Source organism: Serratia sp. 3ACOL1 (assembly GCF_003668775.1).
Lineage (GTDB): Bacteria > Pseudomonadota > Gammaproteobacteria > Enterobacterales > Enterobacteriaceae > Chania > Chania fonticola.
On record NZ_CP033055.1, the window covers coordinates 1882006 to 1907908 of the forward strand.

General features: G+C 52.4%; 23 protein-coding genes. 9 read left to right on the plus strand and 14 right to left on the minus strand.

The genetic code is table 11. The features are described 5' to 3' along the window. Positions 1 to 336: 336 nt before the first annotated feature. From D9980_RS08645 to zwf, 4 genes are all read right to left on the minus strand, one after another. Positions 337 to 2436: a peptidase domain-containing ABC transporter gene (locus tag D9980_RS08645; protein WP_121607029.1), complete on the minus strand. Its 2100-nt coding sequence runs from the start codon at positions 2434 to 2436 to the stop codon at positions 337 to 339. Beyond that, entirely contained in the window at positions 2429 to 3715 is a 1287-nt protein-coding gene (locus D9980_RS08650; RefSeq protein WP_121607030.1) for an HlyD family secretion protein, read from the minus strand. Before D9980_RS08650 ends, D9980_RS08645 begins: the two co-directional genes overlap by 8 nt. A gap of 323 nt (positions 3716 to 4038) precedes the next feature. Beyond that, positions 4039 to 4680, minus strand: a complete 642-nt coding sequence (locus D9980_RS08655) for a bifunctional 4-hydroxy-2-oxoglutarate aldolase/2-dehydro-3-deoxy-phosphogluconate aldolase (protein ID WP_021181159.1) — start codon at positions 4678 to 4680, stop codon at positions 4039 to 4041. A 336-nt stretch (positions 4681 to 5016) separates the two neighbouring features. Next, positions 5017 to 6492 (minus strand): glucose-6-phosphate dehydrogenase, encoded by a 1476-nt coding sequence (gene zwf, locus D9980_RS08660; protein ID WP_024486466.1) that lies wholly within the window; start codon positions 6490 to 6492, stop codon positions 5017 to 5019. 392 nt (positions 6493 to 6884) lie between these two features. On the opposite strand from zwf, the gene D9980_RS08665 reads away from it, so the two are divergent. The 7 genes from D9980_RS08665 to D9980_RS08695 all read left to right on the plus strand — a co-directional run bounded on the left by D9980_RS08665 (position 6885) and on the right by D9980_RS08695 (position 14740). After that, positions 6885 to 7751, plus strand: coding sequence for a MurR/RpiR family transcriptional regulator (locus D9980_RS08665; protein WP_024486465.1), 867 nt, complete (start codon positions 6885 to 6887; stop codon positions 7749 to 7751). A gap of 190 nt (positions 7752 to 7941) precedes the next feature. Beyond that, complete coding sequence (pyk, locus tag D9980_RS08670) at positions 7942 to 9384, plus strand: pyruvate kinase (RefSeq protein ID WP_021181157.1); 1443 nt, start codon at positions 7942 to 7944, stop codon at positions 9382 to 9384. Between the two features lie 258 nt (positions 9385 to 9642). Beyond that, positions 9643 to 10494 (plus strand): hypothetical protein, encoded by an 852-nt coding sequence (locus D9980_RS08675; protein WP_121607031.1) that lies wholly within the window; start codon positions 9643 to 9645, stop codon positions 10492 to 10494. Positions 10495 to 10937: 443 nt separating this feature from the next. After that, positions 10938 to 12713 (plus strand): YadA-like family protein, encoded by a 1776-nt coding sequence (locus D9980_RS08680; RefSeq protein WP_121607032.1) that lies wholly within the window; start codon positions 10938 to 10940, stop codon positions 12711 to 12713. A 127-nt stretch (positions 12714 to 12840) separates the two neighbouring features. Further along, positions 12841 to 13722, plus strand: coding sequence for a leucine-rich repeat domain-containing protein (locus D9980_RS08685; RefSeq protein ID WP_121607033.1), 882 nt, complete (start codon positions 12841 to 12843; stop codon positions 13720 to 13722). A 292-nt stretch (positions 13723 to 14014) separates the two neighbouring features. After that, complete coding sequence (locus tag D9980_RS08690) at positions 14015 to 14167, plus strand: Hok/Gef family protein (protein WP_021181155.1); 153 nt, start codon at positions 14015 to 14017, stop codon at positions 14165 to 14167. Between the two features lie 420 nt (positions 14168 to 14587). Continuing rightward, a complete protein-coding gene (locus D9980_RS08695; RefSeq protein ID WP_021181155.1) occupies positions 14588 to 14740 on the plus strand; it encodes a Hok/Gef family protein in 153 nt (50 codons plus the stop codon). 222 nt (positions 14741 to 14962) lie between these two features. On the opposite strand, the gene lpxM is transcribed toward D9980_RS08695, so the two are convergent. From lpxM to znuA, 3 genes are all read right to left on the minus strand, one after another. Further along, positions 14963 to 15931, minus strand: coding sequence for a lauroyl-Kdo(2)-lipid IV(A) myristoyltransferase (lpxM, locus tag D9980_RS08700; protein ID WP_121607034.1), 969 nt, complete (start codon positions 15929 to 15931; stop codon positions 14963 to 14965). Between the two features lie 314 nt (positions 15932 to 16245). Further along, a complete protein-coding gene (gene mepM, locus D9980_RS08705; RefSeq protein ID WP_121607035.1) occupies positions 16246 to 17568 on the minus strand; it encodes a murein DD-endopeptidase MepM in 1323 nt (440 codons plus the stop codon). A gap of 21 nt (positions 17569 to 17589) precedes the next feature. Next, on the minus strand, positions 17590 to 18531 hold the full coding sequence (znuA, locus tag D9980_RS08710) for a zinc ABC transporter substrate-binding protein ZnuA (RefSeq protein WP_121608984.1): 942 nt from the start codon (positions 18529 to 18531) through the stop codon (positions 17590 to 17592). 78 nt (positions 18532 to 18609) lie between these two features. Between znuA and znuC the strand changes: the two genes are divergently transcribed. Continuing rightward, a complete protein-coding gene (znuC, locus tag D9980_RS08715; protein ID WP_121607036.1) occupies positions 18610 to 19368 on the plus strand; it encodes a zinc ABC transporter ATP-binding protein ZnuC in 759 nt (252 codons plus the stop codon). Beyond that, on the plus strand, positions 19365 to 20150 hold the full coding sequence (znuB, locus tag D9980_RS08720; RefSeq protein WP_121607037.1) for a zinc ABC transporter permease subunit ZnuB: 786 nt from the start codon (positions 19365 to 19367) through the stop codon (positions 20148 to 20150). The genes znuC and znuB overlap by 4 nt, the downstream gene beginning before the upstream one ends. Positions 20151 to 20192: 42 nt before the next feature. Here znuB and ruvB read toward each other — a convergent pair whose 3' ends face one another. The 7 genes from ruvB to D9980_RS08755 form a co-directional block, all read right to left on the minus strand. Next, positions 20193 to 21200 (minus strand): Holliday junction branch migration DNA helicase RuvB, encoded by a 1008-nt coding sequence (gene ruvB, locus D9980_RS08725; protein WP_024486543.1) that lies wholly within the window; start codon positions 21198 to 21200, stop codon positions 20193 to 20195. A gap of 18 nt (positions 21201 to 21218) precedes the next feature. Beyond that, positions 21219 to 21833 carry a Holliday junction branch migration protein RuvA gene (gene ruvA / locus D9980_RS08730; RefSeq protein ID WP_021806658.1) on the minus strand — a complete coding sequence of 205 codons (615 nt, stop codon included), beginning with the start codon at positions 21831 to 21833 and terminating at the stop codon, positions 21219 to 21221. 158 nt (positions 21834 to 21991) lie between these two features. Further along, positions 21992 to 22513, minus strand: coding sequence for a crossover junction endodeoxyribonuclease RuvC (gene ruvC / locus D9980_RS08735; RefSeq protein ID WP_121607038.1), 522 nt, complete (start codon positions 22511 to 22513; stop codon positions 21992 to 21994). A gap of 67 nt (positions 22514 to 22580) precedes the next feature. Then, positions 22581 to 23324 (minus strand): YebC/PmpR family DNA-binding transcriptional regulator, encoded by a 744-nt coding sequence (locus D9980_RS08740; protein WP_121607039.1) that lies wholly within the window; start codon positions 23322 to 23324, stop codon positions 22581 to 22583. Between the two features lie 21 nt (positions 23325 to 23345). Beyond that, a complete protein-coding gene (nudB, locus tag D9980_RS08745) occupies positions 23346 to 23792 on the minus strand; it encodes a dihydroneopterin triphosphate diphosphatase (protein ID WP_024486545.1) in 447 nt (148 codons plus the stop codon). Then, entirely contained in the window at positions 23792 to 25576 is a 1785-nt protein-coding gene (gene aspS, locus D9980_RS08750; RefSeq protein ID WP_121607040.1) for an aspartate--tRNA ligase, read from the minus strand. The genes nudB and aspS overlap by 1 nt, the downstream gene beginning before the upstream one ends. Before the next feature lie 82 nt (positions 25577 to 25658). Further along, complete coding sequence (locus D9980_RS08755; RefSeq protein ID WP_021181142.1) at positions 25659 to 25889, minus strand: FmdB family zinc ribbon protein; 231 nt, start codon at positions 25887 to 25889, stop codon at positions 25659 to 25661. Between the last annotated feature and the right edge of the window lie 14 nt (positions 25890 to 25903).

A 25903-nucleotide genomic window follows, 5' to 3' on the forward strand; every position in this document is an offset into this window, starting at 1 on the left:
AGACCATCAGAACTAAAAACATAAAACCTCCATTTCCTATTAATGGAATAGAAAAGATAACATTTTAAAGATAATAGTTCAATAAATAAACCACCGAAAATATGTTATTTAGATCACTTACATACGTTTAAATGTATTATAGATAATAGCCAAGCTAAGCCGTTATTGGCCAACAAGCTCAATGCCTCACCCACACCATTGGTTAGCATAAATGATACCGCTTGTATTATCAGGATTATGTGAAATTATTAATGAATAGGATTTCATAGCTTTACGCCACCTTAAATGAATATTTACACATAGAGATAAAAGTATTTGAACATACCATCCCTATTTTCACACTAACGTAATGACTCTGTCCGCTGAGGCAATCGTCGAAGGGCGATGCGCGATGATAACGCGGGTAATATTCATTTTCGCAATAGCATCATTGATATGCACCTCATTTTTCAGATCCAAATGGCTAGTTGCCTCGTCCATAAACAATATACTTGGCCTGCGATAAAGTGCACGCGCGATCAACAATCGCTGCTTCTGTCCACCAGATAAACTGCCCCCCAACTCCCCAATTAACGTTTCGTATCCCATTGGCATATTTTGAATATCGTCATGCATATTGCATCGGCGGGCACAAGCCTCAATACGCTGAAAATCCCACTCAGCATCAAATCCCGAAATATTTTCAGCAATCGAACCCGACAACAACTTGTCATCCTGCAACACGCAGGCAATACACTGGCGATAATTATTCACACCGATATTGCTGATATCCAGGCCGTCAACCAGAATCGCGCCTTCATCCGGCGTCAGTAATCCGCACATCAATTTCATCAACGTGGTCTTGCCCACACCGGATGGACCGACGATCGCCACACTTTCACCCGCTGCGATACTGAGGTTTAAGTCGGCAATAATAGGCTTGGTTAGACGATCGTATTGATAACGCAGATTTCGAATCTGAAGTTCCACCGCCTGGCCTTTGGCAAATAGCTGGCGAATTGGCATTTGCTGTTCCGGCGGCGATAATACGATATCCGCTATCCTTTCATTATGCAAACTTAGCATACGCAACTGGAGCATCATGTCGATCAGGCTGCTGGCACGGTCAGAAAATTGGCCTCGATAAGCGTTGAAAGCAACAAACATCCCGAGCGTCATTTGATTGTCGATCACTAACGCAGCCCCTAACCACAGAATGATCACCTGATCGCAGGTTGCAATAAACGCGCCAAGCCCGCCAAACATCATATTCAGCTTGGTTAACTTGATGCCAGCGTTAATCGTTTCCACATTCAGGTTTAACCAAAACTGTGCCCGAGTCTCGGATAATCCCAATGCTTTTAAGGTACCAATGCTATACAAAGTCTCCATAAAGTGAGAACTTGCCCGCGCGCCCTTTACCAGTTGCTCTTCCGACAGTTGCCGATGATATTGGTATGTCGATAGCCGTAAGATGATGTATACCGCCGTGAAGCCGAGCACCACCCACACTAGCCAACCGCCATAAAGCAACATCATAATAAACACGCCTACCGACATGATGCCATCGATAATACTGCTGACGATGCTGGTGGTGAAGGTGGTTCTGATTGTATCCAGCGAACCGAAGCGGGATTGAATATCACCCAGCTTGCGCTTTTCGAAAAAAGAAAGAGGCAGTTTCAGCAGATGATCGAAAACCCCCGCCTTCCACTGTACGTCTATCAGCGCCCCCATAACAATGGAAATCCACGTTCTCAGCATGGATACGCCAGTACGGAATAAAATGAAGCACAACAATCCTATGCATATCAAAGCCAAAAGGTCATGGTCACCAGCCAGGATGACATGATCCATAACCAACTGCGTGCCAACCGGCAGCAACAGGTTGATGGCTTCAATCACTATCGAAAGACAGAAGATCTTAAACAATGCCCCCTTGAGGCCGTGCACGTTGGCCATGAGCTTGCGAAAACGTAACCTGCTCTGCTGCTTGATTGGTTGAAATTCGCTGTCGGGCCACAGTTCGAGTGCTACCCCGGTGAAGTGCCGCGAGAGCTCATGCAATTCCATCACCTTACGCCCGAAAGCCGGATCGTGGATCACCGCTCGTCCGCGGCTGATACTGACCAGCACAACGAAGTGCTTCATATCCCAATGGAGGATACAGGGCATTTTCAACGCCTTAAGTTCGTCGATGTTCAGTGACAGTGCGCGCGATTGTAACCTCAGTGCATTTGCTATATCGATCAATGAGGCCATCGTTGCCCCACGTGAAGAAAAGCCGTAGCGGTTGCGTAGATTGAACAGGTCGATTTGCAACCCGTGGTAATGACACACCATCGCCAAGCTAGCCAAACCGCATTCAGATGCCTCCGCTTGCAGGATCTGCGGCACCTTTCTACCAAGTGCCAAGTTCAATCTTCCAGTCAGCGTCGCGAAATAAGAATCAGTCATTTATCGGTCCCATCAGACTTTTTTTCATATCGTAAAAAGGCGAAAACATCCATTGATACAAGGGCCTTTTCTCCAGGAAAAGCGTCGACTGGGCATACATACCGTTAGTCAACTGCAGCACTTTGCCCTGATAACTGATGTGCGTTTTTTCTAGCGCGATGATGGCCTTGTAATAAGATGCCGTCTGCGCGGCCGTTTGATGCACGGGGGAACTGCTATAAGTGGACATTTCTTGAACGGAGGCAGGAACATAAGCAATGCTTTCGATCTTGCCGGGAAATTGTCCAAATTTTTCGTAGGGAAAAGCGTCATAGCGAATGTTGATGGCATCATTCGCAGAGACATAGGGTACGCTACTGTTCGGCAACCACAGCACTAATTGATAAATCGCATCGCTACGAGGGATAATCTGCACCAAACTATCGCCACTATTGACCATTTGTCCTGGCGTAACGCTTAGAGATTCGATACGACCATCGGTTGGTGCGTTAACTATCAACGCTCCGCTGGCATCTGCTTCAGCCAATTGACGCTGTAAATCATTACGCTGAAACTGGTACTGAGAAATCTGGTTATCAAAATCCGCAGCGCGCGTAACAATATCACTTTCCAGAATAGTTATTTGCAGTGATTCCTGGATATGCTGACTATACAAATTTTGGAACAGACTCTGTTGCTGATAAAATGAATAGGTCTGCCCGTTAAGCTGATCTTTGGTTATCAAGCCGCGTCGTTGATACTCCTTATATGAGCGCATGTTATCTTGAGCAAAATCAACCCCTTCACGTGCGTTATTCAGCAACTGTTTGGATTGCGAATGGGCCGTTTGATACTGCTGCTTTTGCTGGTGTAGATTCTCCAACGTCATACGTTTATTGTCTTGTAGCTTCAAAATAATGCTATCGACATGCTGTACCTGGTTTTCCAGCGCCAAACGCGTATTGGCGCTGACTTTGCCGGTATCCGTCACACGGCTGACATCTAGTTGATATAGGCGCTGACCCTTTTTGACCACATCGCCAATGCCGACAAAACGCTCTGCGATGAATCCCTGTTGTGGTGCAAACACGTTTACCGAGCGAGGAAAGGTAGTTATTTCTCCATACACATTGATGCGGCGGGTGTAGCTACCCAATATAAGGAAGGCAAGAAAGACAAGAAGAAACAATAACGATAAAACGCCGAAGCACCAAGCAGGCATACCCGTTATCAATAACGCTTTGCCAGCCCATTTGGCACGTTGATGTTCTGTGACTTCCTGTCTGAATAAATCCCGCATAAAATCTATTTACCGGAAAAATATTTCAAGCCAATCCTGACCCGAAAATATATACGTTAAGATACTGCCAGAAATGTACCCAGCGGGTTAGACATGCTGACTCATTTTGCAAACAGCATCGTAAGGATAATCATTCTCATTATCATATATAGCAATCTGCCATAATTCAATCTTTTTCACGCCCCATAGCTTTAGGCCCTGCTTCATCAGGGAATCCATTCAGTAAGTTGATAGCAACCACCGCAAAATGTGAAGCTGTGGTATTTACAGGCAAAAAAAATGCCAATCACAGAGGATTGGCATCAGCAGGAGCGAACGCGGGTTTAGGCGGTAGCACCCTTGACGGCTTCACGCGCCAATTCGGTGATACGAGCATAGTCGCCGCTTTCCAGCGCATCCGCAGGCACTAACCAGGAACCGCCGATGCACAGCACGCTTTTCAGTGCCAGATAGTCACGGTAGTTGTTCGGCGTGATGCCACCGGTTGGGCAGAAGCGCACCTGTGAGAACGGCCCGGCAATGGCTTGCAGCGCCTTGACGCCGCCATTGGCTTCCGCAGGGAAGAATTTAAACTCGCGCAGGCCATAATCCATCCCCAACATCAGCTCGGAAACGGTGCTGATACCCGGGATCAACGGAATGCTGCCTGCGGTGGCGGCTTTCAGCAAATCGGCGGTCAGGCCAGGGCTGATGGCAAACTGAGCGCCAGCCTCGGTCACTTCCTGCAGCTGTTGTGGATTGATCACCGTGCCAGCACCAATGATGGCATCAGGAACTTCTTTGGCGATCGCACGAATCGCGTCCATCGCACAGGCGGTACGCAGCGTCACTTCCAGCACGCGCACGCCACCCGCAACCAGTGCTTTCGCCAACGGCACGGCGTGTTCCAGTTTGTTAATCACAATCACCGGAACTACGGGGCCTGCCGTCAGGATCTGCTCTGCACTGGTTTTCCAGTTTTTCATCGTCATTCTCTCCATTACTTTCGGTTGGTGTATGGCACGCCCCTGCCACAGGGCTCCGCATCGCTGCAGATTCCGATCGTACCGCTAAAAGCCAGCAGACAGGCTGACGCCGGTCACCTAGGCTAATTCTGTTGACTGGTTACCAGCCCCTCACCCCCAGCCCTCTCCCAAAGGGAGAGGGAGCTAAACGGTGATCTCAATAAGCCTCTACCGCTCCGATGATAAATCGGTCTCAATCGACCTCTGGCCCCAGAAAAACACCAGGGTAGCGGCGAACTCGATCGGTTCCCTCTCCTTTTAGGAGAGGGTTAGGGTGAGGGAACAGGTTAATACTGCTTATTCGAATTCGTTCCACGAACGGCCATCGCGTGTGATCATCGCGACGGAAGCTACCGGCCCCCAAGTCCCAGACTGGTAAGGCTTAGGTGCTTCGTTGTCCGCTTTCCAGGCATCCATGATTGAGTCAACCCACTTCCAGGCCTCTTCTACTTCGTCACGGCGCACGAACAGCGCCTGGATGCCACGCATGGTTTCCAGCAACAGGCGCTCATAGGCGTCGGCCACGTGCTCCTGATTGAAGGTTTCCGAGAAGCTCAGATCCAACTTGGTGGTTTGCAAACGATGCTTGTGATCCAGACCCGGCACCTTGTTCAGTACCTGGATTTCGATCCCTTCGTCCGGCTGCAGGCGAATGGTCAGTTTGTTCTGCGGCAGCTGTTGATAGGAGTCACGGAACAGGTTCAGCGGTGGGTTTTTAAAGTACACCACCACTTCTGAACATTTGGTCGGCAAACGCTTACCGGTGCGCAGATAGAACGGCACCCCGGCCCATTGCCAGTTGTCGATATCGACACGGATGGACACAAAAGTCTCGGTGTTGCTGCTCTTGTTTGCCCCTTCCTCTTCCAGGTAGCCCGGTACTTTTTTACCCTGCACGAAGCCTGCGGTGTACTGGCCGCGCACGGTGGTTTCCCGGACATTGGTCTGATCGATACGGCGCAGCGAGCGCAGCACTTTCACTTTCTCATCACGGATACGGTCAGTGGTCAAATCCGCCGGAGGTGACATGGCGATCATGGTCAGGATCTGCAACAGGTGGTTCTGGATCATGTCGCGCATCTGCCCGGCCTGATCGAAGTAGCCCCAACGCCCTTCAATACCCACTTCTTCCGCCACGGTAATCTGCACGTGATCGATGGTGCGGTTATCCCAGTTGGAAGCAAACAGGGAGTTGGCAAAGCGCAGTGCCAGCAGGTTCAGTACCGTCTCTTTGCCCAGATAGTGGTCGATGCGGTAAACCTGGGATTCGTTAAAGTACTCAGCAACCTGATCGTTGATCACCCGTGAGGATGCCAGGTCAGTACCAAGTGGCTTTTCCATCACCACGCGCGCCGGATCTTTATTCAGCTTGGCCTCGCCCAGACCCTTGCAGATGGCGCCAAAGGTGCTTGGCGGCATGGCGAAATAGTTGATGGTGGTACGATGTTTCTGGTCCAGCATCTTGCCTAACTCGGCGAAGTGCTTGCTGTCGTTGACGTCCAGATTGCAGAAGTCCAGGCGTGCGCTCAGCGTGGCCCAAAGCTCATCGTCCAGCTTTTCTTTCATAAAGGTGCCCAAGGCTTCCTTGACCACCTTGGTATAAGCTTCTTTATCCCACTCGGCACGGCCTACCCCGATGATACGGGTATCCGGGTGGATGTGACCGGCTTTCTCTAACTGGTACAGGGAAGGCAGCAGTTTACGACGCGCCAGATCGCCTTTTGCGCCGAAAATAACCAGGTCACAGGCCTGGGCTGTAGAGGTTACCGCCATGTTCATCTCCTCGATGCAGGATATTTGTAATTTTCTTACATTACTAATGTACTCTCTTTCGCTACGGCCAGTAAACCCGGATCAAAAGCAGAAAAAAAGCCCCAGAAACTACGGCGTTATCCCTGGCGCGGCGCTAACGCTGCTGGCAACGGGGGAAACTGTAATTTTCTGTCTTTTTTGACACTCTTTTACCATTATGAAAGTTAGACACAGGTCATGTTCTGGTGAAAAAAGCCAGCTTATCCCTTGTCGACACTGCCAACGCTTACCAGCACGTAGTATATTTTCATTAAACCGGATTGATTTCTCCTTTGATTGAAATCGACATACCCTATGGATCGCCAGTGACAGCCGGTGTCCGGCAGGTATAAACCATGAGTGACTCTCGTTATATGAATACGCTGGAAAAAATCCAGAGCCATCTGGAGCTCCTGAGCAAATCGGAAAGGAAAGTCGCCGAGGTGATCCTGGCCTCCCCACAAACCGCTATTCACTCCAGCATCGCCCGGCTGGCCAAACTGGCCGATGTCAGTGAGCCGACCGTTAACCGCTTTTGCCGCCGCCTGGAAACCAAAGGGTTCCCCGACTTCAAACTGCATCTGGCACAAAGCCTGGCCAACGGTACACCCTATGTAAACCGCAATGTCGAAGAAAACGACACCGTTGCCGCTTACACCAGTAAGATCTTTGAGTCGGTGATGGCCAACCTGGATACAGTAAAGGCAAATCTCGACATTACCGCAATCAATCGTGCGGTTGATCTGCTTACCCAGGCAAAAAAAATCTCGTTCTTCGGGCTCGGGGCCTCTGCCGCCGTGGCGCACGATGCCATGAACAAATTTTTCCGCTTCAATATTCCTGTGGTCTATTTTGACGATATCGTCATGCAACGCATGAGCTGTATGAATTCTGTCGAGGGGGATGTCGTGGTACTGATCTCCCATACAGGGCGCACCAAGAATCTGGTCGAGATGGCGCATCTGGCACGAGAGAATGACGCCACGGTCATCGCCATCACCTCGAAAGATACACCACTGGCCCAGGCTGCGACCCTCCCCCTACTGCTGGACGTGCCGGAAGATACCGATGTTTACATGCCCATGGTGTCCCGAATTGCACAGTTAACCCTGATTGACGTACTGGCTACCGGATTTACCTTGCGTCGAGGGGCTAAATTCAGAGATAACTTGAAGCGGGTCAAGGAAGCGTTGAAAGAATCGCGCTTTGATAAAGGGATCGTCCCCAACAGTTTCGACTGAAAACGGATTTAAAAACCGCCGGTCAGATCACAAGTTGACCCACGGGATTATAGTTGTACCCTGATAGCTCGTTCATACAGATAACCCAGATGAAAATTGGGTAGGCGAAAAGCGTCGGCCCCCTCATCCGGTTTCGTTATCTGACGTTCAGCAACACCAATACTTGCGTCACAAGTCAACGGAGTAATACATGACCAGACGGCTCAGAAGAACCAAAATCGTTACCACACTGGGTCCGGCTACCGACCGCGACAATAATCTGGAAAAGATTATTGCTGCTGGTGCGAACGTAGTTCGGCTTAACTTTTCCCACGGCAATGCAGAAGACCATCAGGCACGGGCAGATAAAGTGCGTGAAATTGCGGCCAAGCTGGGGCGTCATGTCGCTATCCTGGGCGATCTTCAAGGGCCAAAAATCCGCGTTTCCACCTTTAAGGAAGGCAAGATTTTCCTTAACATCGGCGATAAATTCCTGCTGGATGCCAACCTGACCAAGGGTGAAGGCGATAAAGAAAAAGTCGGTATCGACTATAAAGGCCTGCCTGCTGACGTGGTTCCTGGCGATGTACTGCTGCTGGACGATGGCCGCGTACAGCTGAAAGTGCTGGAAGTTCAGGGCATGAAAGTGTTCACCGAAGTCACCGTAGGTGGCCCGCTGTCGAACAATAAAGGCATCAACAAACTGGGCGGTGGCCTCTCTGCCGAAGCCCTGACCGAGAAAGACAAAGCCGATATCCTGATCGCCGCCAAAATTGGCGTCGACTACCTGGCCGTCTCCTTCCCGCGCACCGGCGAAGACCTGAACTATGCTCGCCGCTTGGCACGTGACGCAGGCTGCAACGCCAAAATCGTATCAAAAGTAGAACGTGCCGAAGCCGTATGCAGCGACGAAGCGATGGATGACATCATCCTGGCTTCCGACGTGGTCATGGTTGCCCGTGGCGATCTGGGCGTCGAAATCGGCGATCCGGAGCTGGTGGGCATCCAGAAGAAACTGATCCGTCGCGCCCGTACGCTGAACCGTGCGGTGATCACCGCCACGCAGATGATGGAATCGATGATCACCAACCCAATGCCGACTCGCGCCGAAGTGATGGACGTGGCGAACGCCGTGCTGGATGGTACCGATGCGGTCATGCTGTCTGCCGAAACCGCTGCGGGCCAGTACCCTGCCGAAACCGTAGCCGCCATGGCGCGTGTTTGCCTGGGCGCAGAGAAAATCCCAAGCATCAACGTGTCCAAGCACCGTCTGGACGTGCAGTTCGACAATATCGAAGAAGCCATCGCCATGTCGACCATGTATGCCGCTAACCACCTTAAAGGGGTTACCGCCATCATCGCCATGACCGAATCTGGCCGCACCGCGCTGATGATGTCACGTATCAGCTCAGGTCTGCCGATCTTCGCCATGTCACGCCATGAACACACGCTGAACCTGACAGCGCTGTATCGTGGTGTCACCCCGGTCTACTTCGGTAGCCACAGCGATGGCGTCGCCGCCGCTAATGACGCTATCGCCCGTCTGCGTGATAAAGGCTACCTGGTGTCCGGCGATCTGGTACTGGTTACCCAAGGTGACGTCATGAGCACCGTGGGCACCACCAATACCAGCCGTATCCTGCGCGTAGACTGATTTAGTCATTTCGACACGCTGTTATAGGCCAGCCGGTTACTCTATCGGCTGGCTTTTTTAATGCCTGGATAACGCTTTCCGCCTCCTTGTAACTGACCTTTCAGCTTTTCTTCCCTTACTTTCTCTAGACTAAAAAACAGTTAATCAAGCCATCTGTGCGCTAGCTATCATAATTAGTAGCAACAGACAGCCTAAAGAGGTGATAAACTCCAATAAGTATTGGATTAGACAAAGGTTAATCAAAGGACAATCAGATAAATGATACACGCATTTTTTGAATTCCCCTTACTGCCAGCCAAGGTGACCGACGTCAGTAAACTGAAGGAAGTCATCAACAGTGATAGCTCGACAAGTTTTGTCATGGCCCCTGAAGTCGCCAAATTTGTCAAAGACGCACTGGTCATTAACACCACTATCGGCAGCTTTAAAAACACCCGTTTTCAGTTTGCCGATGGCACCTATATCGCCTTTGACAGCAAAGGTAAATCCACGCTGTTCCACTCGGATAACCCGCCGGATTGGGCGCGGACCAAAAGAGAATATTCACGCACACAATGGCTCACCAACCATGGTCTGCTCGATGCGCCCGCTAAGGCACTGATAGCCAAAATGCTGGAAATACCGCTAAAAGAGCGGCGCGAGATTGCCGACAATCTGTTTAATCTTGATCTAGACAAGCTGATACCCTCAGTAGGTGCAAGATCAACCGCAGGCAACCGCAATGGTAAATCAACCAAACCCAAGATTTCGGACTTGGGTTCGGTGGAGTATTTCCTTAACTTCTTCGCCAGACTACGCGAATGCGTAACCACAGACACCTTCCCCACTCTGCAAAAACTGATGGATCTTGGCGAGCAGGTGTCGGTTAATCAGGCCCCAGCCAGCGTCAAGCAGGCCGTTAGAACCTACTATAAAGCGGTGTGTGGCGAGCAGATCCCTAACAACAAGGTGGTTGAAAAGGGTTACCCTGAGCTCTACTGCATGCGGATCAAACCCGCGATTGAAGCGGTTGAGGCGGTTGGGCTTGATAGCTACTATGCCAAATTATCAGCCGCGATCGGCCTGGCCGGTGACTGCACCATCGCAGACTTTTATTTTCACTATCAGTAAGTCATAACATAGTCAGTTGCGCTGCCCGAGGTTTTGAAAACCGTCCGGCGCAACTTAACCTACTAGCCTCCACCCTACCTCTCTCATCTCGCACTGCTTCCGTACCTAATACACCTAATCTGCCAGACCTTCACAAAATTCATTGCTTATGGATAAAATCCACACCTGCTAACAATCACCATCCCAGCGTGATCCACCTCACTTGAAACACCTTAAGTCTTCGATTGAAAGTCATCAAAACAACACTGCCTGATAAGTTATTTAAAATTGACAACAGTCAATAAAAAGACTTAACAAACACATAGAATGACCAAAAACAAAGACTACAAACACAACACAACACAAAGACTGTGATTGTTTATGCGAAGTCTATAGAGGCAAGAAAGACTATGGATGGTCATATCAAGCTCCCAACCTTAATGACTTAATGATAGGTAGTAAAAATGACCATCCAGAAAACCCTGCTTGCTTCTTTCATCACGCTGGCCGCGATTAGCGGTATCGCCCATGCGGATAGTTTAGCAGGTGCGCTGACCGAGCTGCAAACCATCCAATCCGGCATGAGTCAGCAAGAAATAAACCAGAAAATTCAACGCTTCATCGAGCGTGCTCCTGATGGCACAAATATCAAAGGAGTGTTAGCAGACTTCGGATTAACCTACACCGGCCCGACGGTAGATACCTCACCCCATCAGGCTCTGATCACGCTCCCTCTTGATGCGCCAGTAATTGATCGCTCTTCACATCTGGACAGCAACGTGACGCAGGAACAACACGATACCGCCAAAGCTGCCGCAGAGGAGCTCGCTGCCTATCACCATAACAATCCCGAAGGCAACCCGACACACCAGACCGGGCCTGCCACGCATCTGGATGGCACCCATCAACCACTGGTTACCCCCCATCTGGACGCGCCAGTGATTGATCGCTCCTCACATCTGGACAGCAACGTGACGCAGGAACAGCGCGATACCGCCAAAGCTGCCGCAGAGGAGCTCGCTGCCTATCACCATAACAATCCCGAAGGCAACCCGACACATCAGACCGGGCCTACCACGCATCTAGATGGCACCCATCAGCCGCTAGTTACCCCCCATCTCGATGCGCCAGTGATTGATCGCTCCTCACATCTGGACAGCAACGTGACGCAGGAACAACGCGATTCCGCCAAAGCTGCCGCACAGGAGCTCGCTGCCTATCACCATAACAATCCCGAAGGCAACCCGACACATCAGACTGGGCCTGCCACGCATCTGGATGGCACCCATCAGCCACTGGTTACCCCCCATCTCGATGCGCCGGTGATTGACCTTACCTCACATCTCGACAGTAACGTCACCGATGCTGAGCGCAATGCCGCACGCTACGCCGCTTACCAGCACAACAATCCCGAAGGCAACCCGACTCACCAGACCGGTCCTGCTACCCATCTGGATGGTACTCATCAGGACACGGTAACCCCACACCTGGATGCGCCGGAGATTGATCGCACTGCCCATCTCGACAGCAACGTTACCGACGCCGAGCGTAATGCCGCACGCTATGCTGCTTACCAGCACAACAATCCAGAAGGGAACCCGCCTCACCAGACTGACCCTGCCCCCCATCTGGATGGACAGCACAATGTCGCAAAAAAGTTAACTGCGGCCGGTCCCCACCAAAGCGAGCAGCGCGTATTGACCGCAGAGAAATATGCCGACGCTAATGCCGTCCCCCATAACGGTATTGACGGCAAGAACGGTGTCGATGGTAAAGACGGACAATCCATCACGGGTAAAACAGGTGCCAAAGGCAAAGATGCGGATATGACGCTGGTGAATGCCAATGTTGTTGCTCTGCGCAGCGTACGTAACGAACAGGCCGTACAGGGTGCTTACGTCCAGCAAAACAGCGCCAACGTTGCCCTTAACCGCGCACGTATTGCCAGCAACAGCGCCGCGATCAATCAGAACTCACATGATATTGCCGCCAACCGCAAAGATATTGATGAGAACAGCAAAGATATCAAACGCGTAGGCGCCATGGCTCAGGCTGTAAGTTCACTGCATTACAACCGCAATGAATCAGGCTACGCCGTTGCCGCCGGGGAATATGATAGTGAAGCCTCCATCGCTGGCGGTATGCAATTTCGTACGTCACAAGACAGTGCCGTCACCGTTCAGGTTAGCTGGGATGGCAATGCCACGGGTGCCGGAGTTGGTTTCCATTCAAACTTTTAAGCCATAGCCTTTACCAAAACCTCGGGAGCATTTAGCTCTCGGGGTCAGCTCCACCAGATTTGTATTCCCCTACCTTCCCCGCTTGCGTACCATCGGCCGATATCCCCCATTTTTTGGAGCACCATGCATGCTACACCAGCATCATCGGCAACATACTCAGGATTCGCTGGACCTAGATAACCAGCAATTGGACAGCCTGAACGAAGCAAGCTTGAGCGGCACCTCCCTGCAAAAAATCAGCCTGTACAATAATTGCCTGACCCGCTTCCCCGAGCAGATTTTTCACCATCGTAAGCTGAAAGTACTCAATATCTCCTGCAACCAGATCGCCGAACTGCCAAGGGAAATCGGCTTGCTAAGCCAGTTGCAGATGTTCGATTTTGGCCACAACCAGGCAGCATCAATTCCTGCCGAAATCGGGGAATTGCGTGAATTAAAGTATCTGTATTTAAGTGATAACGGCTTCAGCCAGCTACCCGATTCACTTCGCCAGTTGCAGGCATTGTGTTATCTGAATCTGACGGATAATCAGCTAGTGGAACTCCCCTCAGCGCTGTTCGCCATGGCGGCGCTACAAGAGTTGCGTCTCTACAATAACGCCATCACCGCATTACCCTCCGAGATCGGTTTGTTAGGCCAGTTGCGTGAATTACACCTGATGAAAAACCGTCTCACAACCCTGCCCAATGAGATCGTGCAACTGTCAGAGTTACAGGTGATGGATTTGGAAAACAACGCCATTGCGTACTTACCCGATCAATTCTGCCAATTGCCCAAGCTGAGCACCCTCAATCTGCGTTTCAACCAGTTATCCCGGCTGCCTGATGGCTTTGGGGCATTGAGTTCACTGGTTTCATTGGACTTACGTGCAAACCGATTAAGTGAATTACCGACAAGCATGGCGCAAATGAAAAACCTACGGCGACTGGACCTGCGTTGGAATGACTTCGACCATTATCCAGCGGTGCTTGAACCGCTAATCCAGCAGGGCTGTATGGTTCATTGCTAATTGTCTGACTAAAATCTGCAACGATGAACAGTTGGTTTTTCAGGCCGTTGCAGAGCATTGCGTAACGCTGCGCAGAGTTGGTATTTGGGAATAAAACTGACACGAGCCAGGCGGGTGTGATGAATATACTACGCGTGGGTGCTCTGGATCTTTGTATCTGGAGCCAAAAGCCAAGGTGATGGATACAAAGAGAAAAGCCCCGAGTCGATAACATCAACCCGAGGCCAACTCTAACGCCACACAACGTTAGGTTAGCTTCTTACCTGCCGAGAGGCAAGGAGAAGGAAACGCAATGTTGAATAAAGGAAACATCGTCAAACTGGTCGTTATCTGTACCACCGTTATTTTGTTGGTATGGCTAACGCGCAGCAAACTTTGTGAGCTGCGTATTCGATCGGGCAACACGGAGGTTGCGGCCATTTTGGCCTACGAATCCGAACGGTAAGGCAACCCAACGGCGGGGGCCTGCTCCCGCCCGTTGGTTGTTGGCGTGTAGATCTATGAGCACCCTTTTCCTACAAATTAAAACGACGGGTTTCTGGCCCGTCGTTTTTACTTTATTAGCCGCACCTGGCTTGCTATTTCTTAGCCAAATCCGTCATAGCTGCTTTTCAGGCCGTTGCAGAGCATTGCGTAACGCTGCGCAAAGTCGATAGTTGGGGTTAAAACAGACACGAGCCAAACGGGTGTGAAGAATATACTACGCGTGGGTGCTCTGGATCTTTGTATCTGGAGCCAAAAGCCAAGGTAATGGATACAAAGAGAAAAGCCCCGAGTAGATAACATCAACCCGAGGCCAACTCTAACGCCTACACAACGTTAGGTTAGCTTCTTACCTGCCGAGAGGCAAGGAGAAGGAAACGCAATGTTGAATAAAGGAAACATCGTCAAACTGGTCGTTATCTGTACCACCGTTATTTTGCTGGTATGGCTAACGCGCAGCAAACTTTGTGAGCTGCGTATTCGATCGGGCAACACGGAGGTTGCGGCCATTTTGGCCTACGAATCCGAACGGTAAGGCAACCCAACGGCGGGGGCCTGCTCCCGCCCGTTGGTTGTTGGCGTGTAGATCTACGAGCACCTTTTTCCTACAAATAAAAAACGACGGGTTATAGCCCGTCGTTACAGTTTGTTAAAAGCTGCTGAAATTGTAGGAAAAGAACAGGTTAGAGAATAGTGGCGCTGCATGCTGCGCCCATTTAGCAGCGTGTAACGCCCGGTAGAGAGTTGATAAGCGACCTTAACGATATAAATCGTCCCGCGAGTAAGGTTCAATCTCACCTTCCTTGCGTGTTTTCAGCAGCTTCAAAATCCAGGTATATTGTTCCGGATTAGGACCCACCAGGTTTTCCACCTCTTCGTTCATGCGGCGCGCAATGCGAAGGTCGTCGGCTTCGGCCAGATCATCCATCGGCTCACGGATATAAATGTCCAGCATGCTGGTTTTACCGTCATAAACTGGGAATAGCGGCACGATCGCCGCTTTGCAGACTTTCATCAAGCGGCCGACCGCAGGCAATGTGGCTTTATAGGTCGCAAAGAAATCTACGAATTCACTGTGCTCGGCACCGTGATCCTGGTCAGGCAGATAATAGCCCCAATAACCATGGCGCACCGAACTGATAAAAGGCTTGATGCCATCGTTGCGGGCGTGCATACGGCCACCAAACTTGCGGCGCACGCTATTCCACAGATAGTCGACCAGTGGGTTGCTCTGGTTATGGAACATCGCTGCCATGGGTTGCCCGCGCGCAGCCATCAGCATCGCTGGCACATCGACGGCCCAGCCGTGCGGCACCAGGAAAATCACGTTGCGGCCTTCCTCACGGATTTTATCCAGCACTTCTTCACCGTGCCAACGTACGCGCTTGAGTACTTTCTCCGGTTTGGTACAGGCCAGTTCCGCCATCAGGATCATCGATTGCGGTGCGGTGGCAAACATCTCATCGATAATTTGTTCGCGTTGCTGCTCTGGCAGTTCCGGCATGCAATAGAGCAGATTGATACGGGCGCGGCGTCGTGCCCCTTTCGCAACCTTGCCAGCCAGTTTACCAATCGCACCCAGTAATGGATCTCGCATTCGAGCTGGGACCAGAGAAATACCGGCCATCAGCCCGGTTCCCAACCAAACGCCCCAGTAGCGCGGATGATAGAAGGCTTTATCAAATTGTGGGATGAACTCTACGTTCGATTTCTTCTCGTTTTGCATGACCTGCTCTCATTCAACGCATCTGCTCGCAAAATATATACCCGTCGTCTTTCAAGCTGCAGCGTTGTTACCTGCGCTTGTTCACCCCAGTCACTTACTAAAAGTAAGCTCCTGGGATGAACAAGCTTGTCGCCTAGCTGCAACTTGAAATCCATAGGGTATAAAACTATACACCTAATTACTGTCAAGCAACGGGCCAGGTTAGAACCGCAACCGTACGCTGACAACATAAGGTATTTGTGGCCTCGAGCAGGCACTAATAAAAACATCGGCCCGAAATCAGGCCGATGGGAAATCATAAGGGATAGCGACGGTTAATCCAGCTGCAGCTGTGGCACCACTTCCTTCACCTGTGCCAGGTAATCGCTGCGATCTTTACCCATCAGCCCTTCAGAGCGAGGCAACTTAGCCGTCAATGGGTTTACCGCTTGCTGGTTAGTCCACATTTCATAATGCAAATGTGGGCCAGTAGAGCGGCCGGTGTTACCGGAAAGCGCAATACGATCGCCACGTTTCACCTTCTGCCCTGGCTTGACCAATAGCTTTTTCAAGTGCATATAACGCGTGGTGTATTGGCGGCCATGGCGGATCGCCACATAGTTACCTGCCGCGCCACTGCGCTTGGCGATCACCACTTCACCGTCACCCACCGCCAACACTGGCGTGCCGACCGGCATGGCAAAGTCGACGCCTTTATGCGGTGCAATACGCCCGGTCACCGGATTTACGCGGCGTGGATTAAAGTTGGAAGAAATACGGAACTGCTTCATGGTCGGGAAACGCATAAAGCCACGTGCCAGCCCGGAACCCTGACGATCGTAGAACTTGCCGTCATCGGCGCGGATGGCGAAGTAGTCTTTGCCGCTGCTGCGCATACGTACGCCCAACAGTTGGCTTTGCTCGCTCTTGCCGTCAAACTCTTCACGCGACATCAACACCGCGAACTGATCGCCTTTGCGCAGCTTGCGAAAATCAAGCTGCCATTGCAGGGCTTTGATCACCGCATTGATCTCGGCACGGCTCAGGCCAGCCGCCGCGGCGCTGCTGACAAAGCTGCCATTCAGCTTGCCACTCAGCACGCTGTTGCGCCATTCACCCTTCTGGGTTTCCTTGGTTTCTTTAAAGGAGTTGCCCACACGATCATAGGTGCGGGTTTCACGGCGTGAAACCTCCCAGGTCAGGCGCTTAAGATCGCCATCTTCGGTAAGTGTCCAGGAAAGTTGCTGGCCTATTTTCAGGTTACGCAAATCGCGGTTCTGCGAAGCCAGCAGCGAAACATCCGACATTTCGATGCCGTACTGGGTCAGAATACTGCCGAGCGTGTCACCGGTAGAAACCACATATTCATGCACACCTTCCTCTCCGGCGACCTTCTGGTCCAGCTCATCCTCAGGGATGTCATCATCGGGGGTAGGTTGGTCGGCATCAATAGGTTCACTGGCTTCGGGCTGCAATGCCCTTAACTGGTTGGCTTCCAACTCGACGCTTTTAACAATAGGGTTATGTTCTGGGTGATAAACGGAAGGCCGCCAAACAGCGACGGCCAACGTAACGACTGTCAACGACCCTAGCATTACGCGATGGGGCCGAGGCAGGTTGTTATACGCCAGAGTGATAGTTCGGACTATCTTCTGCACTCAATAATATCCTCATAATCTTTACTTCAGGCAGCTCACGTACTGGTTGGACAGCGCTGTCAGGAAGTTCCCGTAGCTGTCTTTCCCCAGTTCGATGCCGGTGCCCAGCGGGTCCAGCGTTCCAGAACGCACATTGGTACCCTTGGCAACGGCATTAATTACGGCCGGTCTGAATTGTGGCTCAGCAAAAACGCAGACTGCTCTCTGCTCAACCAACTGTGTTCGAATTTGGTGTAAACGCTGTGCGCCAGGTTGAATTTCGGGATTAACGGTAAAATGGCCCAGTGGGCTCAAGCCGAAGTGTTTTTCAAAGTAGCCATAAGCGTCATGAAAAACAAAATATCCCTTACCTTGCACAGGCGTTAGCATCTTAACAAGATTTTTATCAGTTTGCGCTAGCTGATCCTCGAACTGGCGCAGGTTTGCGTCTAATTTGTCCTTCTTTTGCGGCATAAGTTCCAATAATCTGTCGTGAATCGCGATCGCGGTCACTTTTGCCACCTCTGGCGACAGCCAAACGTGCATATTATAGTCACCGTGATGATGGTCATGTCCATCGACACCATCCGCATGACTATGCGCTTCGGCTGCATGATCATGGTCATGATCGTCATCGCCTTTCATCAATAACGGCTGTACCGCAGGCAGTTCACTAATCGCAAGCTGCTTATTGGCGGGCAACTGCGTCAGGGATTTGGTCAGAAAAGCCTCCATATCTGGCCCCACCCACAGTACCAGGTCGGCGCTACGCAGCCGCTGAATGTCCGAAGGGCGCAAGGCGAAGTCGTGAGGTGAAGCACCGTCAGGCAGTAATATCTCGGTAGGCGTTACCCCATCAGCAATTGCGGAGGCGATAAAACCCAGCGGGCGGATAGAGGTCACAACGGCGGCCGTCGCATTGCCCGCCATTACCAAAGCCGCCGCCAGCAGAGTGCGTTGCAGCCATTTATTTTTCTGTACCATCATCAGTAATCCCGTCGTTTTCAGCAAAGAAGCGTGATATTATAACATTCGGTTAGTTCTGCAAAATGTAATCACGATATGTCTACACTGGCAACGCTAAAAAATATCTCTGTTTCTTTTGGTACCCGGCGGGTACTGACAAATATCTCTCTCAACCTGCAACCGGGTCGTATTCTGACGCTCCTCGGGCCTAACGGGGCTGGCAAGTCAACGCTGGTTCGTGTGGTACTGGGCTTGATTGCCCCTACTGAAGGTACGCTGGAACGCCTGCCGGGGTTGCGCATTGGCTATGTGCCGCAAAAGCTGCATCTCGATGCCACCCTGCCCTTGACCGTCAACCGCTTTATGCGGCTCAAGCCTGGGGTGAAAAAGGCCGACATCCTGCCCGCGCTTAAACGCGTACATGCTGCGCACCTGTTGGATCAGCCCATGCAAAAGCTGTCCGGCGGCGAAAACCAACGGGTGTTACTGGCACGTGCGCTGTTGAATCAACCGCGGTTGCTGGTACTGGATGAGCCCACGCAAGGGGTAGACGTTAACGGCCAGTTGGCGTTATACGACCTGATCGACCAATTGCGCAAAGAGTTGGGCTGCGCCGTGCTAATGGTTTCCCATGACCTGCACCTGGTGATGGCCAAAACCGACGACGTCCTGTGCCTGAACCAACATATCTGCTGCTCCGGCACGCCGGAAGTGGTGTCAATGCACCCGGAGTTTATCGCCATGTTCGGTAACCGGGGTGCAGAGCAATTGGCGATCTATCGCCATCACCATAATCACCGTCACGACCTGCAAGGCAGAATTGTGCTGAAAAAAACCGGGGGCCGTGAGGCATGATTGAACTGTTATTGCCCGGCTGGCTGGCCGGTGTGCTGTTGGCTGCGGCGGCGGGCCCGCTGGGTTCATTTGTGGTCTGGCGCCGGATGTCTTACTTTGGCGATACGCTGGCACATGCTTCGTTGCTTGGCGTGGCCTTCGGCTTATTGCTGGACGTGAATCCGTTTTATGCAGTGATTGCCGTTACGCTGCTGTTGGCCTTGGTGCTGGTTTGGCTGGAGCGCCGTCCACAGTTGTCGATCGATACGCTGCTCGGCATTATGGCGCATAGTGCGCTATCGCTGGGTCTGGTGGTGGTCGCACTGATGTCCAACGTACGCGTAGATCTGATGGCTTATCTGTTTGGGGATTTGCTGTCGGTGACGATCAGCGATATCTGGATGATCGGTGCTGGCGTGGTGATTGTGCTGTTGGTGCTCTGGTGGCAATGGCGCGATCTGCTGTCGATGACCATCAGCCCGGAGATGGCGCATGTCGATGGCGTTAACCTGCCCCGCGCACGTACCATTTTGATGCTGGTGACCGCCTTGACCATCGGGCTGGCCATGAAGTTTGTTGGCGCGCTGATTATTACGTCGCTACTGATTATCCCAGCCGCAACCGCACGGCGTTTTGCCCGCACTCCGGAACAAATGGCCGGTTATGCGGTATTGATAGGGATAATTGCGGTCACCGGCGGGCTAACCTTCTCGGCGTTCTACGATACGCCAGCTGGGCCTTCGGTAGTGTTAAGCGCTGCGGTGCTGTTTGTACTGAGCCTGTCGAAAAAGCAGCAGGCTTGATCTCATTACGCCAGGGTCTCCCCTGGCGTAACTCCTGGATTGCTACTTCTCTTCCCGCTCGATACCAAAGTGCTTATAGGCATGATTGGTCGCCATTCGCCCACGCGGAGTACGCTGAATAAACCCCTGTTGGATCAGGAAGGGTTCGATCACGTCTTCTATCGTTTCACGCTCTTCACCGATCGCCGCCGCCAGGTTATCCAACCCCACCGGGCCACCGGTAAATTTGTCGATGATCGCCAGCAACAGCTTGCGGTCCATATAGTCGAAACCTTCCGCATCGACGTTCAGCATATCCAACGCCTGCATGGCCACTTCGCCATTGATCACCCCGTTGGCACGTACTTCGGCAAAGTCGCGCACGCGGCGCAGCAGGCGGTTGGCAATACGTGGCGTACCGCGGGCGCGACGTGCCACTTCATGCGCCCCATCGGTAGACAGATCAAGACCCAGGCAGTTGGCACTGCGGGAAACGATATGTTCCAGATCGGCCACCTGATAGAACTCCAGACGCTGCACAATACCGAAACGATCGCGTAACGGGGAGGTCAAGGAGCCAGCACGGGTGGTTGCCCCAACCAGAGTGAACGGTGGCAAGTCGAGCTTGATCGAACGTGCCGCCGGACCTTCACCGATCATGATATCCAGCTGATAGTCTTCCATCGCTGGATACAGGATCTCTTCCACCACCGGTGAAAGACGGTGGATTTCGTCGATAAACAGGACGTCATGGGGCTCCAGGTTGGTCAGCATTGCCGCCAAATCCCCAGCCTTTTCCAGCACAGGACCAGAAGTGGTACGTAGGTTAACGCCCATCTCATTGGCCACGATGTTGGCCAAGGTGGTTTTACCCAGCCCAGGCGGCCCGAAGATCAACAGATGGTCCAGTGCATCGCCGCGCTGTTTGGCAGCCTGAATAAAGATTTCCATCTGCTCACGCACGTGCGGCTGGCCAACATACTCCGTCAGCAGCTTGGGGCGGATCGCTCGATCCAGCACCTCTTCTTCATTGAATGGCTCGGCAGAGATCAGGCGGTCGGCTTCAATCATGGTCTACCCCTTTCCGGCCTACAGTGCGGCACGTAATGCTTCGCGGATTAATGCCTCGCAATCCGCACCCGGCTTGGCAACCTTGCTGACCATCCGGCTGGCTTCCTGCGGCTTATAGCCCAAGGCCACCAGCGCAGAGGCCGCTTCGGCTTCAATATCCATCTCCGCCGCTTTGGCCGCACTGGCCGGCAGAGGGATTTCGCTGCTGTTGTTGAACAGATCGCCGTTCAGGCCTTTGAAGCGGTCTTTCATTTCGACGACCAGACGCTCGGCGGTTTTCTTTCCCACGCCTGGTAATTTGATCAACGTAGTAATCTCTTCACGTTCTACCGCGCTGACAAACTGCTGGGCAGACATGCCTGAAAGGATCGCCAACGCCAGTTTTGGCCCCACGCCGTTCACTTTAATCAGCTCACGGAACAGCGCTCGCTCTTGCTTATCATTGAACCCATACAGCAGCTGTGCATCTTCACGCACCACGAATTGGGTAAACACGATAGCCTCTTGCCCCAGCTCCGGCAGCTCGTAAAAGCAGGTCATCGGCATATGCACTTCATACCCGACGCCATTGGTTTCAAGTAACACCAGCGGTGGCTGCTTTTCCAGAATAATTCCTCTGAGACGACCTATCATTACCCCTCCTGAATGGATCCCTGTACGCGGCGCACTGCCACGCAGTATTGATACAGCTTATACCATAAAAAAGGCTGGATGAATATCCAGCCTCCGATTGATAACAAAACGGCCATGCCTCGGCGGGCGCAGCATGCGGGCCACTAAGTTACAGGCCCCTAACGCAAACGCCCGCGCGCCAAATTCAACCGCCCTTCACTCATACGCAGCACGTTCTGGCTGAGATGGCAGTGAGTAATGGCGATAGCCAACGCATCCGCGGCATCCGCCTGTGGATTGGCAGACAGCTTCAGCAGTGAGCGAACCATATGCTGCACCTGAGACTTTTCCGCCGCACCGGTACCGACCACCGTCTGTTTCACCTGACGCGCCGCGTACTCAAACACTTCCAGGTTTTGATTGACGGCGGCAACGATCGCCACCCCCCGCGCCTGCCCCAGCTTCAGCGCCGAGTCCGGGTTCTTGGCCATAAACACCTGTTCGATGGCGAAGAAATCCGGTTTAAACTGGGTGATGATTTCGCTCACGCCGGCATAAATCAGCTTCAGGCGCGTTGGCATATCATCCACCACGGTACGAATACAACCGCTGGCAACATAGGTCAGTTGGCGGCCCTGCTGGCGGATCAGGCCATAGCCGGTGACGCGCGAGCCGGGATCGATACCCAGTATGATCGCCATTGCTACCACCACCCTGCATTGATTGTTGCCTGGCGTTGCCGGTTGGCAACGCCATCGTTCAGCCGCATTACAGCGTTTCAGCGATCTCGTCGGAGATCTCACCGTTATGGTAAACCTCCTGCACGTCGTCACAGTCTTCCAGCATGTCGATCAAGCGCAGTAACTTAGGCGCAGTTTCCGCATCCATATCCGCTTTGGTGGACGGGATCATGGAAACTTCGGCCGAGTCTGCCTCAAAGCCTGCGGCGGTCAACGCGTCTTTCACTTCACCCAGATTTTCCCAGGCGGTGAAGACGTCAATAGCACCATCGTCATAGGTCTGGATATCTTCGGCACCCGCTTCCAGCGCGGCTTCCATCACCGTGTCTTCATCCAGACCCGGTGCATAGGTGATCACGCCTTTTTTGGTGAACAGATAGGCCACGGAACCGTCGGTGCCCAGGTTGCCACCACACTTGGTGAAAGCATGGCGCACTTCTGCCACGGTACGGTTACGGTTGTCGCTCAGGCACTCGATCATTACCGCAGTGCCACCAGGGCCGTAACCTTCATAGATGATGGTTTCCATATTGGTATCATCATCGCCGCCTACGCCACGGGCGATAGCACGGTTCAGGGTATCGCGCGTCATGTTGTTGGACAGCGCTTTATCGATAGCCGCACGCAGACGCGGGTTCGAACCCGGATCGCCGCCGCCCAATTTGGCGGCAGTCACCAACTCACGGATAATTTTAGTGAAAATCTTACCGCGTTTAGAATCTTGTGCAGCTTTGCGGTGTTTGGTGTTGGCCCATTTACTATGACCTGCCATAAAAAATATCTCCAAAAAGAACTACTGGACAGAATGGATCACAAACTCTTCAATCGCCTGCTGATTACTCCAGGACTTGGTCAGTTTGACCGCCTCGGACGCCTCAAGCCATTGGTAAGCATGATGTTCGGTCAAGACCGGATCGCGCTCATCAGGTAACGCCAGACAGAACCAGTGCTCTTTATTACGAGTGGTTCCCGGCGCATAGCGGTGTCGCAAATGGACAAAGAGTTCAAATTCCACACAGCGCTGGCAATCGAGCAACGGCAGACCCTCTGCTGCGATATCGATGCCAATCTCTTCCATGACTTCGCGCTGTGCGGCATGCGGCGGCGATTCGGCGTCTTCAAGGCTGCCGGTGACCGACTGCCAGAACTCCGTATCGTCACGCCGCTGTAACATCAGCACCCGGCCACTGGATTTTGCATAAATCACCACCAGAATAGACTCGGGCCGCTTGTAATTCATCACTCGCTCTCTTGTTCGGCTGAGGCTTTCTTCACCACGCTGATCGCCAGTTCCTGCAACGAAGCCGGGTTGGCGAAGCTTGGTGCATCGGTCATCAGACAGGCTGCCGCGGTGGTTTTCGGGAAGGCGATAACGTCACGGATGTTCTCGGTACCGGTTACCAGCATCACCAAACGATCCAGACCGAAGGCCAAACCGGCGTGCGGAGGAGTGCCGTACTTCAGCGCATCCAGCAGGAAGCCAAACTTCTCGCGTTGTTCTTGCTCATTGATGCCAAGAATACCGAAAACGGTTTGCTGCATTTCACTGCGGTGAATACGCACGGAACCGCCACCCACTTCATAGCCGTTCAGCACCATATCGTAAGCATTGGCGATAGCTGAGGTAGGATCCTTTTGCAGCTCTTCCGGGCTCATATCGCGCGGAGCGGTAAACGGATGGTGCATCGCCGCCAGGCCACCTTCACCGTCTTCTTCGAACATTGGGAAATCGACCACCCACAGCGGTGCCCAGCTGTCGAGTTTGGTCAGGCCCAGATCGCGGCCGATTTTCAAGCGCAGCGCGCCCATGGCGTCGGTAACGATTTTAAAGCTGTCGGCACCGAAGAACAGAATGTCACCGGTTTGCGCATTGGTACGCGCCAGGATCGCTTCCAGCACTTCGGCACTGAGGAATTTGGCAATCGGGCTTTGCACGCCTTCCATACCTGCAGCACGATCGTTAACCTTCAACCATGCCAAACCTTTGGCACCGTAGATATTAACGAAAGCGCCGTATTCATCGATCTGCTTACGAGTCAGCTGTGCGCCACTCGGAACACAAATCGCGGCCACGCGGCCTTTGGCATCGTTCGCCGGGCCAGAGAACACTTTAAACTCAACGTCTTTAACCAGGTCGGCAACGTCCACCAGTTCCAGCGGGTTACGCAGGTCTGGCTTATCGGAACCGTAACGGCGCATCGCTTCGGCAAAGGTCATGATCGGGAATTTACCCAGATCGACGCCCTTCACGTCCAGCCACAGTTCATGCACCAGTTGCTCCATCACTTCACGCACTTGCTCGGCGCTCATGAAAGAGGTTTCCACGTCTATCTGGGTGAATTCCGGCTGACGATCCGCGCGCAGGTCTTCGTCACGGAAGCACTTGACGATCTGGTAGTAACGGTCGAAGCCAGACATCATCAGCAGCTGTTTGAACAACTGTGGGGACTGCGGCAATGCGTAGAACTTACCTTTATGTACGCGGCTTGGTACCAGATAGTCACGGGCACCTTCCGGCGTAGCTTTGGTCAGCATTGGGGTTTCGATATCCAGGAAACCGTGGCTGTCCATAAAGCGGCGCACAAAGCTGGTGATCTTGGCACGGGTTTTCAGGCGGTCGGCCATTTCCGGGCGACGCAGATCCAGGTAGCGATATTTCAGACGCGCTTCTTCGCTGTTGGTCTGGTTAGAGTCCAACGGCAGCGGTTCGGAGCGGTTGATGATCTCAAGCTGATGAGCAAACACCTCAACTTCGCCAGTCGCCATATCCTTGTTGGTCTGGCTTTCCGGGCGCGCACGCACGGTACCGACGATCTGGATGCAGAACTCGTTACGCAGTTCGAAGGCTTTGTCGAAGGCCGCTTTCTGATCCGGATCGAAGAACACCTGCACGATGCCTTCGCGGTCACGCATATCAATAAAGATCAGGCCACCCAGATCGCGGCGGCGGTTGACCCAACCACACAAAGTGACTTCCTGGCCGACGTGGGCCAGATTCAACTGCCCGCAATATTCAGTACGCATACGCTATCCTTTTGACTTAAGCCGATTCGGCCGGAGGTTGGCAGCAGTTGCTGTTTCCGCACGGCTATTATCTGACGAATTGTTATTTATCACCCGGTTTGAAGTCTGTTGCATACCAGCCGGTGCCCTTTAACTGGAAACCGCTGGCAGAGATCAACTTGGTCAATGCGGGCTGCCCACACGCCGGACATTGAGTCAACGGCGCGTCGGAAAATTTTTGTAGTTTCTCTAATCGATGTTGGCATGAGCCACATGCATATTCATAAATCGGCATAGATCGCTGGATTAAAGATTGGTGAAAAAAGGCGGTCATTATAAAGGAAATTC

Bases quoted from the DNA above. Each gene is read 5' to 3' on its own strand.
- D9980_RS08645 (WP_121607029.1), bottom strand. From the start codon at position 2,436: ATGACTGATTCTTATTTCGCGACGCTGACTGGAAGATTGAACTTGGCA.
- D9980_RS08650 (WP_121607030.1), bottom strand. From the start codon at position 3,715: ATGCGGGATTTATTCAGACAGGAAGTCACAGAACATCAACGTGCCAAA.
- D9980_RS08655 (WP_021181159.1), bottom strand. From the start codon at position 4,680: ATGAAAAACTGGAAAACCAGTGCAGAGCAGATCCTGACGGCAGGCCCC.
- zwf (WP_024486466.1), bottom strand. From the start codon at position 6,492: ATGGCGGTAACCTCTACAGCCCAGGCCTGTGACCTGGTTATTTTCGGC.
- D9980_RS08665 (WP_024486465.1), top strand. From the start codon at position 6,885: ATGAATACGCTGGAAAAAATCCAGAGCCATCTGGAGCTCCTGAGCAAA.
- pyk (WP_021181157.1), top strand. From the start codon at position 7,942: ATGACCAGACGGCTCAGAAGAACCAAAATCGTTACCACACTGGGTCCG.
- D9980_RS08675 (WP_121607031.1), top strand. From the start codon at position 9,643: ATGATACACGCATTTTTTGAATTCCCCTTACTGCCAGCCAAGGTGACC.
- D9980_RS08680 (WP_121607032.1), top strand. From the start codon at position 10,938: ATGACCATCCAGAAAACCCTGCTTGCTTCTTTCATCACGCTGGCCGCG.
- D9980_RS08685 (WP_121607033.1), top strand. From the start codon at position 12,841: ATGCTACACCAGCATCATCGGCAACATACTCAGGATTCGCTGGACCTA.
- D9980_RS08690 (WP_021181155.1), top strand. From the start codon at position 14,015: ATGTTGAATAAAGGAAACATCGTCAAACTGGTCGTTATCTGTACCACC.
- D9980_RS08695 (WP_021181155.1), top strand. From the start codon at position 14,588: ATGTTGAATAAAGGAAACATCGTCAAACTGGTCGTTATCTGTACCACC.
- lpxM (WP_121607034.1), bottom strand. From the start codon at position 15,931: ATGCAAAACGAGAAGAAATCGAACGTAGAGTTCATCCCACAATTTGAT.
- znuA (WP_121608984.1), bottom strand. From the start codon at position 18,531: ATGGTACAGAAAAATAAATGGCTGCAACGCACTCTGCTGGCGGCGGCT.
- znuC (WP_121607036.1), top strand. From the start codon at position 18,610: ATGTCTACACTGGCAACGCTAAAAAATATCTCTGTTTCTTTTGGTACC.
- znuB (WP_121607037.1), top strand. From the start codon at position 19,365: ATGATTGAACTGTTATTGCCCGGCTGGCTGGCCGGTGTGCTGTTGGCT.
- ruvB (WP_024486543.1), bottom strand. From the start codon at position 21,200: ATGATTGAAGCCGACCGCCTGATCTCTGCCGAGCCATTCAATGAAGAA.
- ruvA (WP_021806658.1), bottom strand. From the start codon at position 21,833: ATGATAGGTCGTCTCAGAGGAATTATTCTGGAAAAGCAGCCACCGCTG.
- ruvC (WP_121607038.1), bottom strand. From the start codon at position 22,513: ATGGCGATCATACTGGGTATCGATCCCGGCTCGCGCGTCACCGGCTAT.
- D9980_RS08740 (WP_121607039.1), bottom strand. From the start codon at position 23,324: ATGGCAGGTCATAGTAAATGGGCCAACACCAAACACCGCAAAGCTGCA.
- nudB (WP_024486545.1), bottom strand. From the start codon at position 23,792: ATGAATTACAAGCGGCCCGAGTCTATTCTGGTGGTGATTTATGCAAAA.
- aspS (WP_121607040.1), bottom strand. From the start codon at position 25,576: ATGCGTACTGAATATTGCGGGCAGTTGAATCTGGCCCACGTCGGCCAG.
- D9980_RS08755 (WP_021181142.1), bottom strand. From the start codon at position 25,889: ATGACCGCCTTTTTTCACCAATCTTTAATCCAGCGATCTATGCCGATT.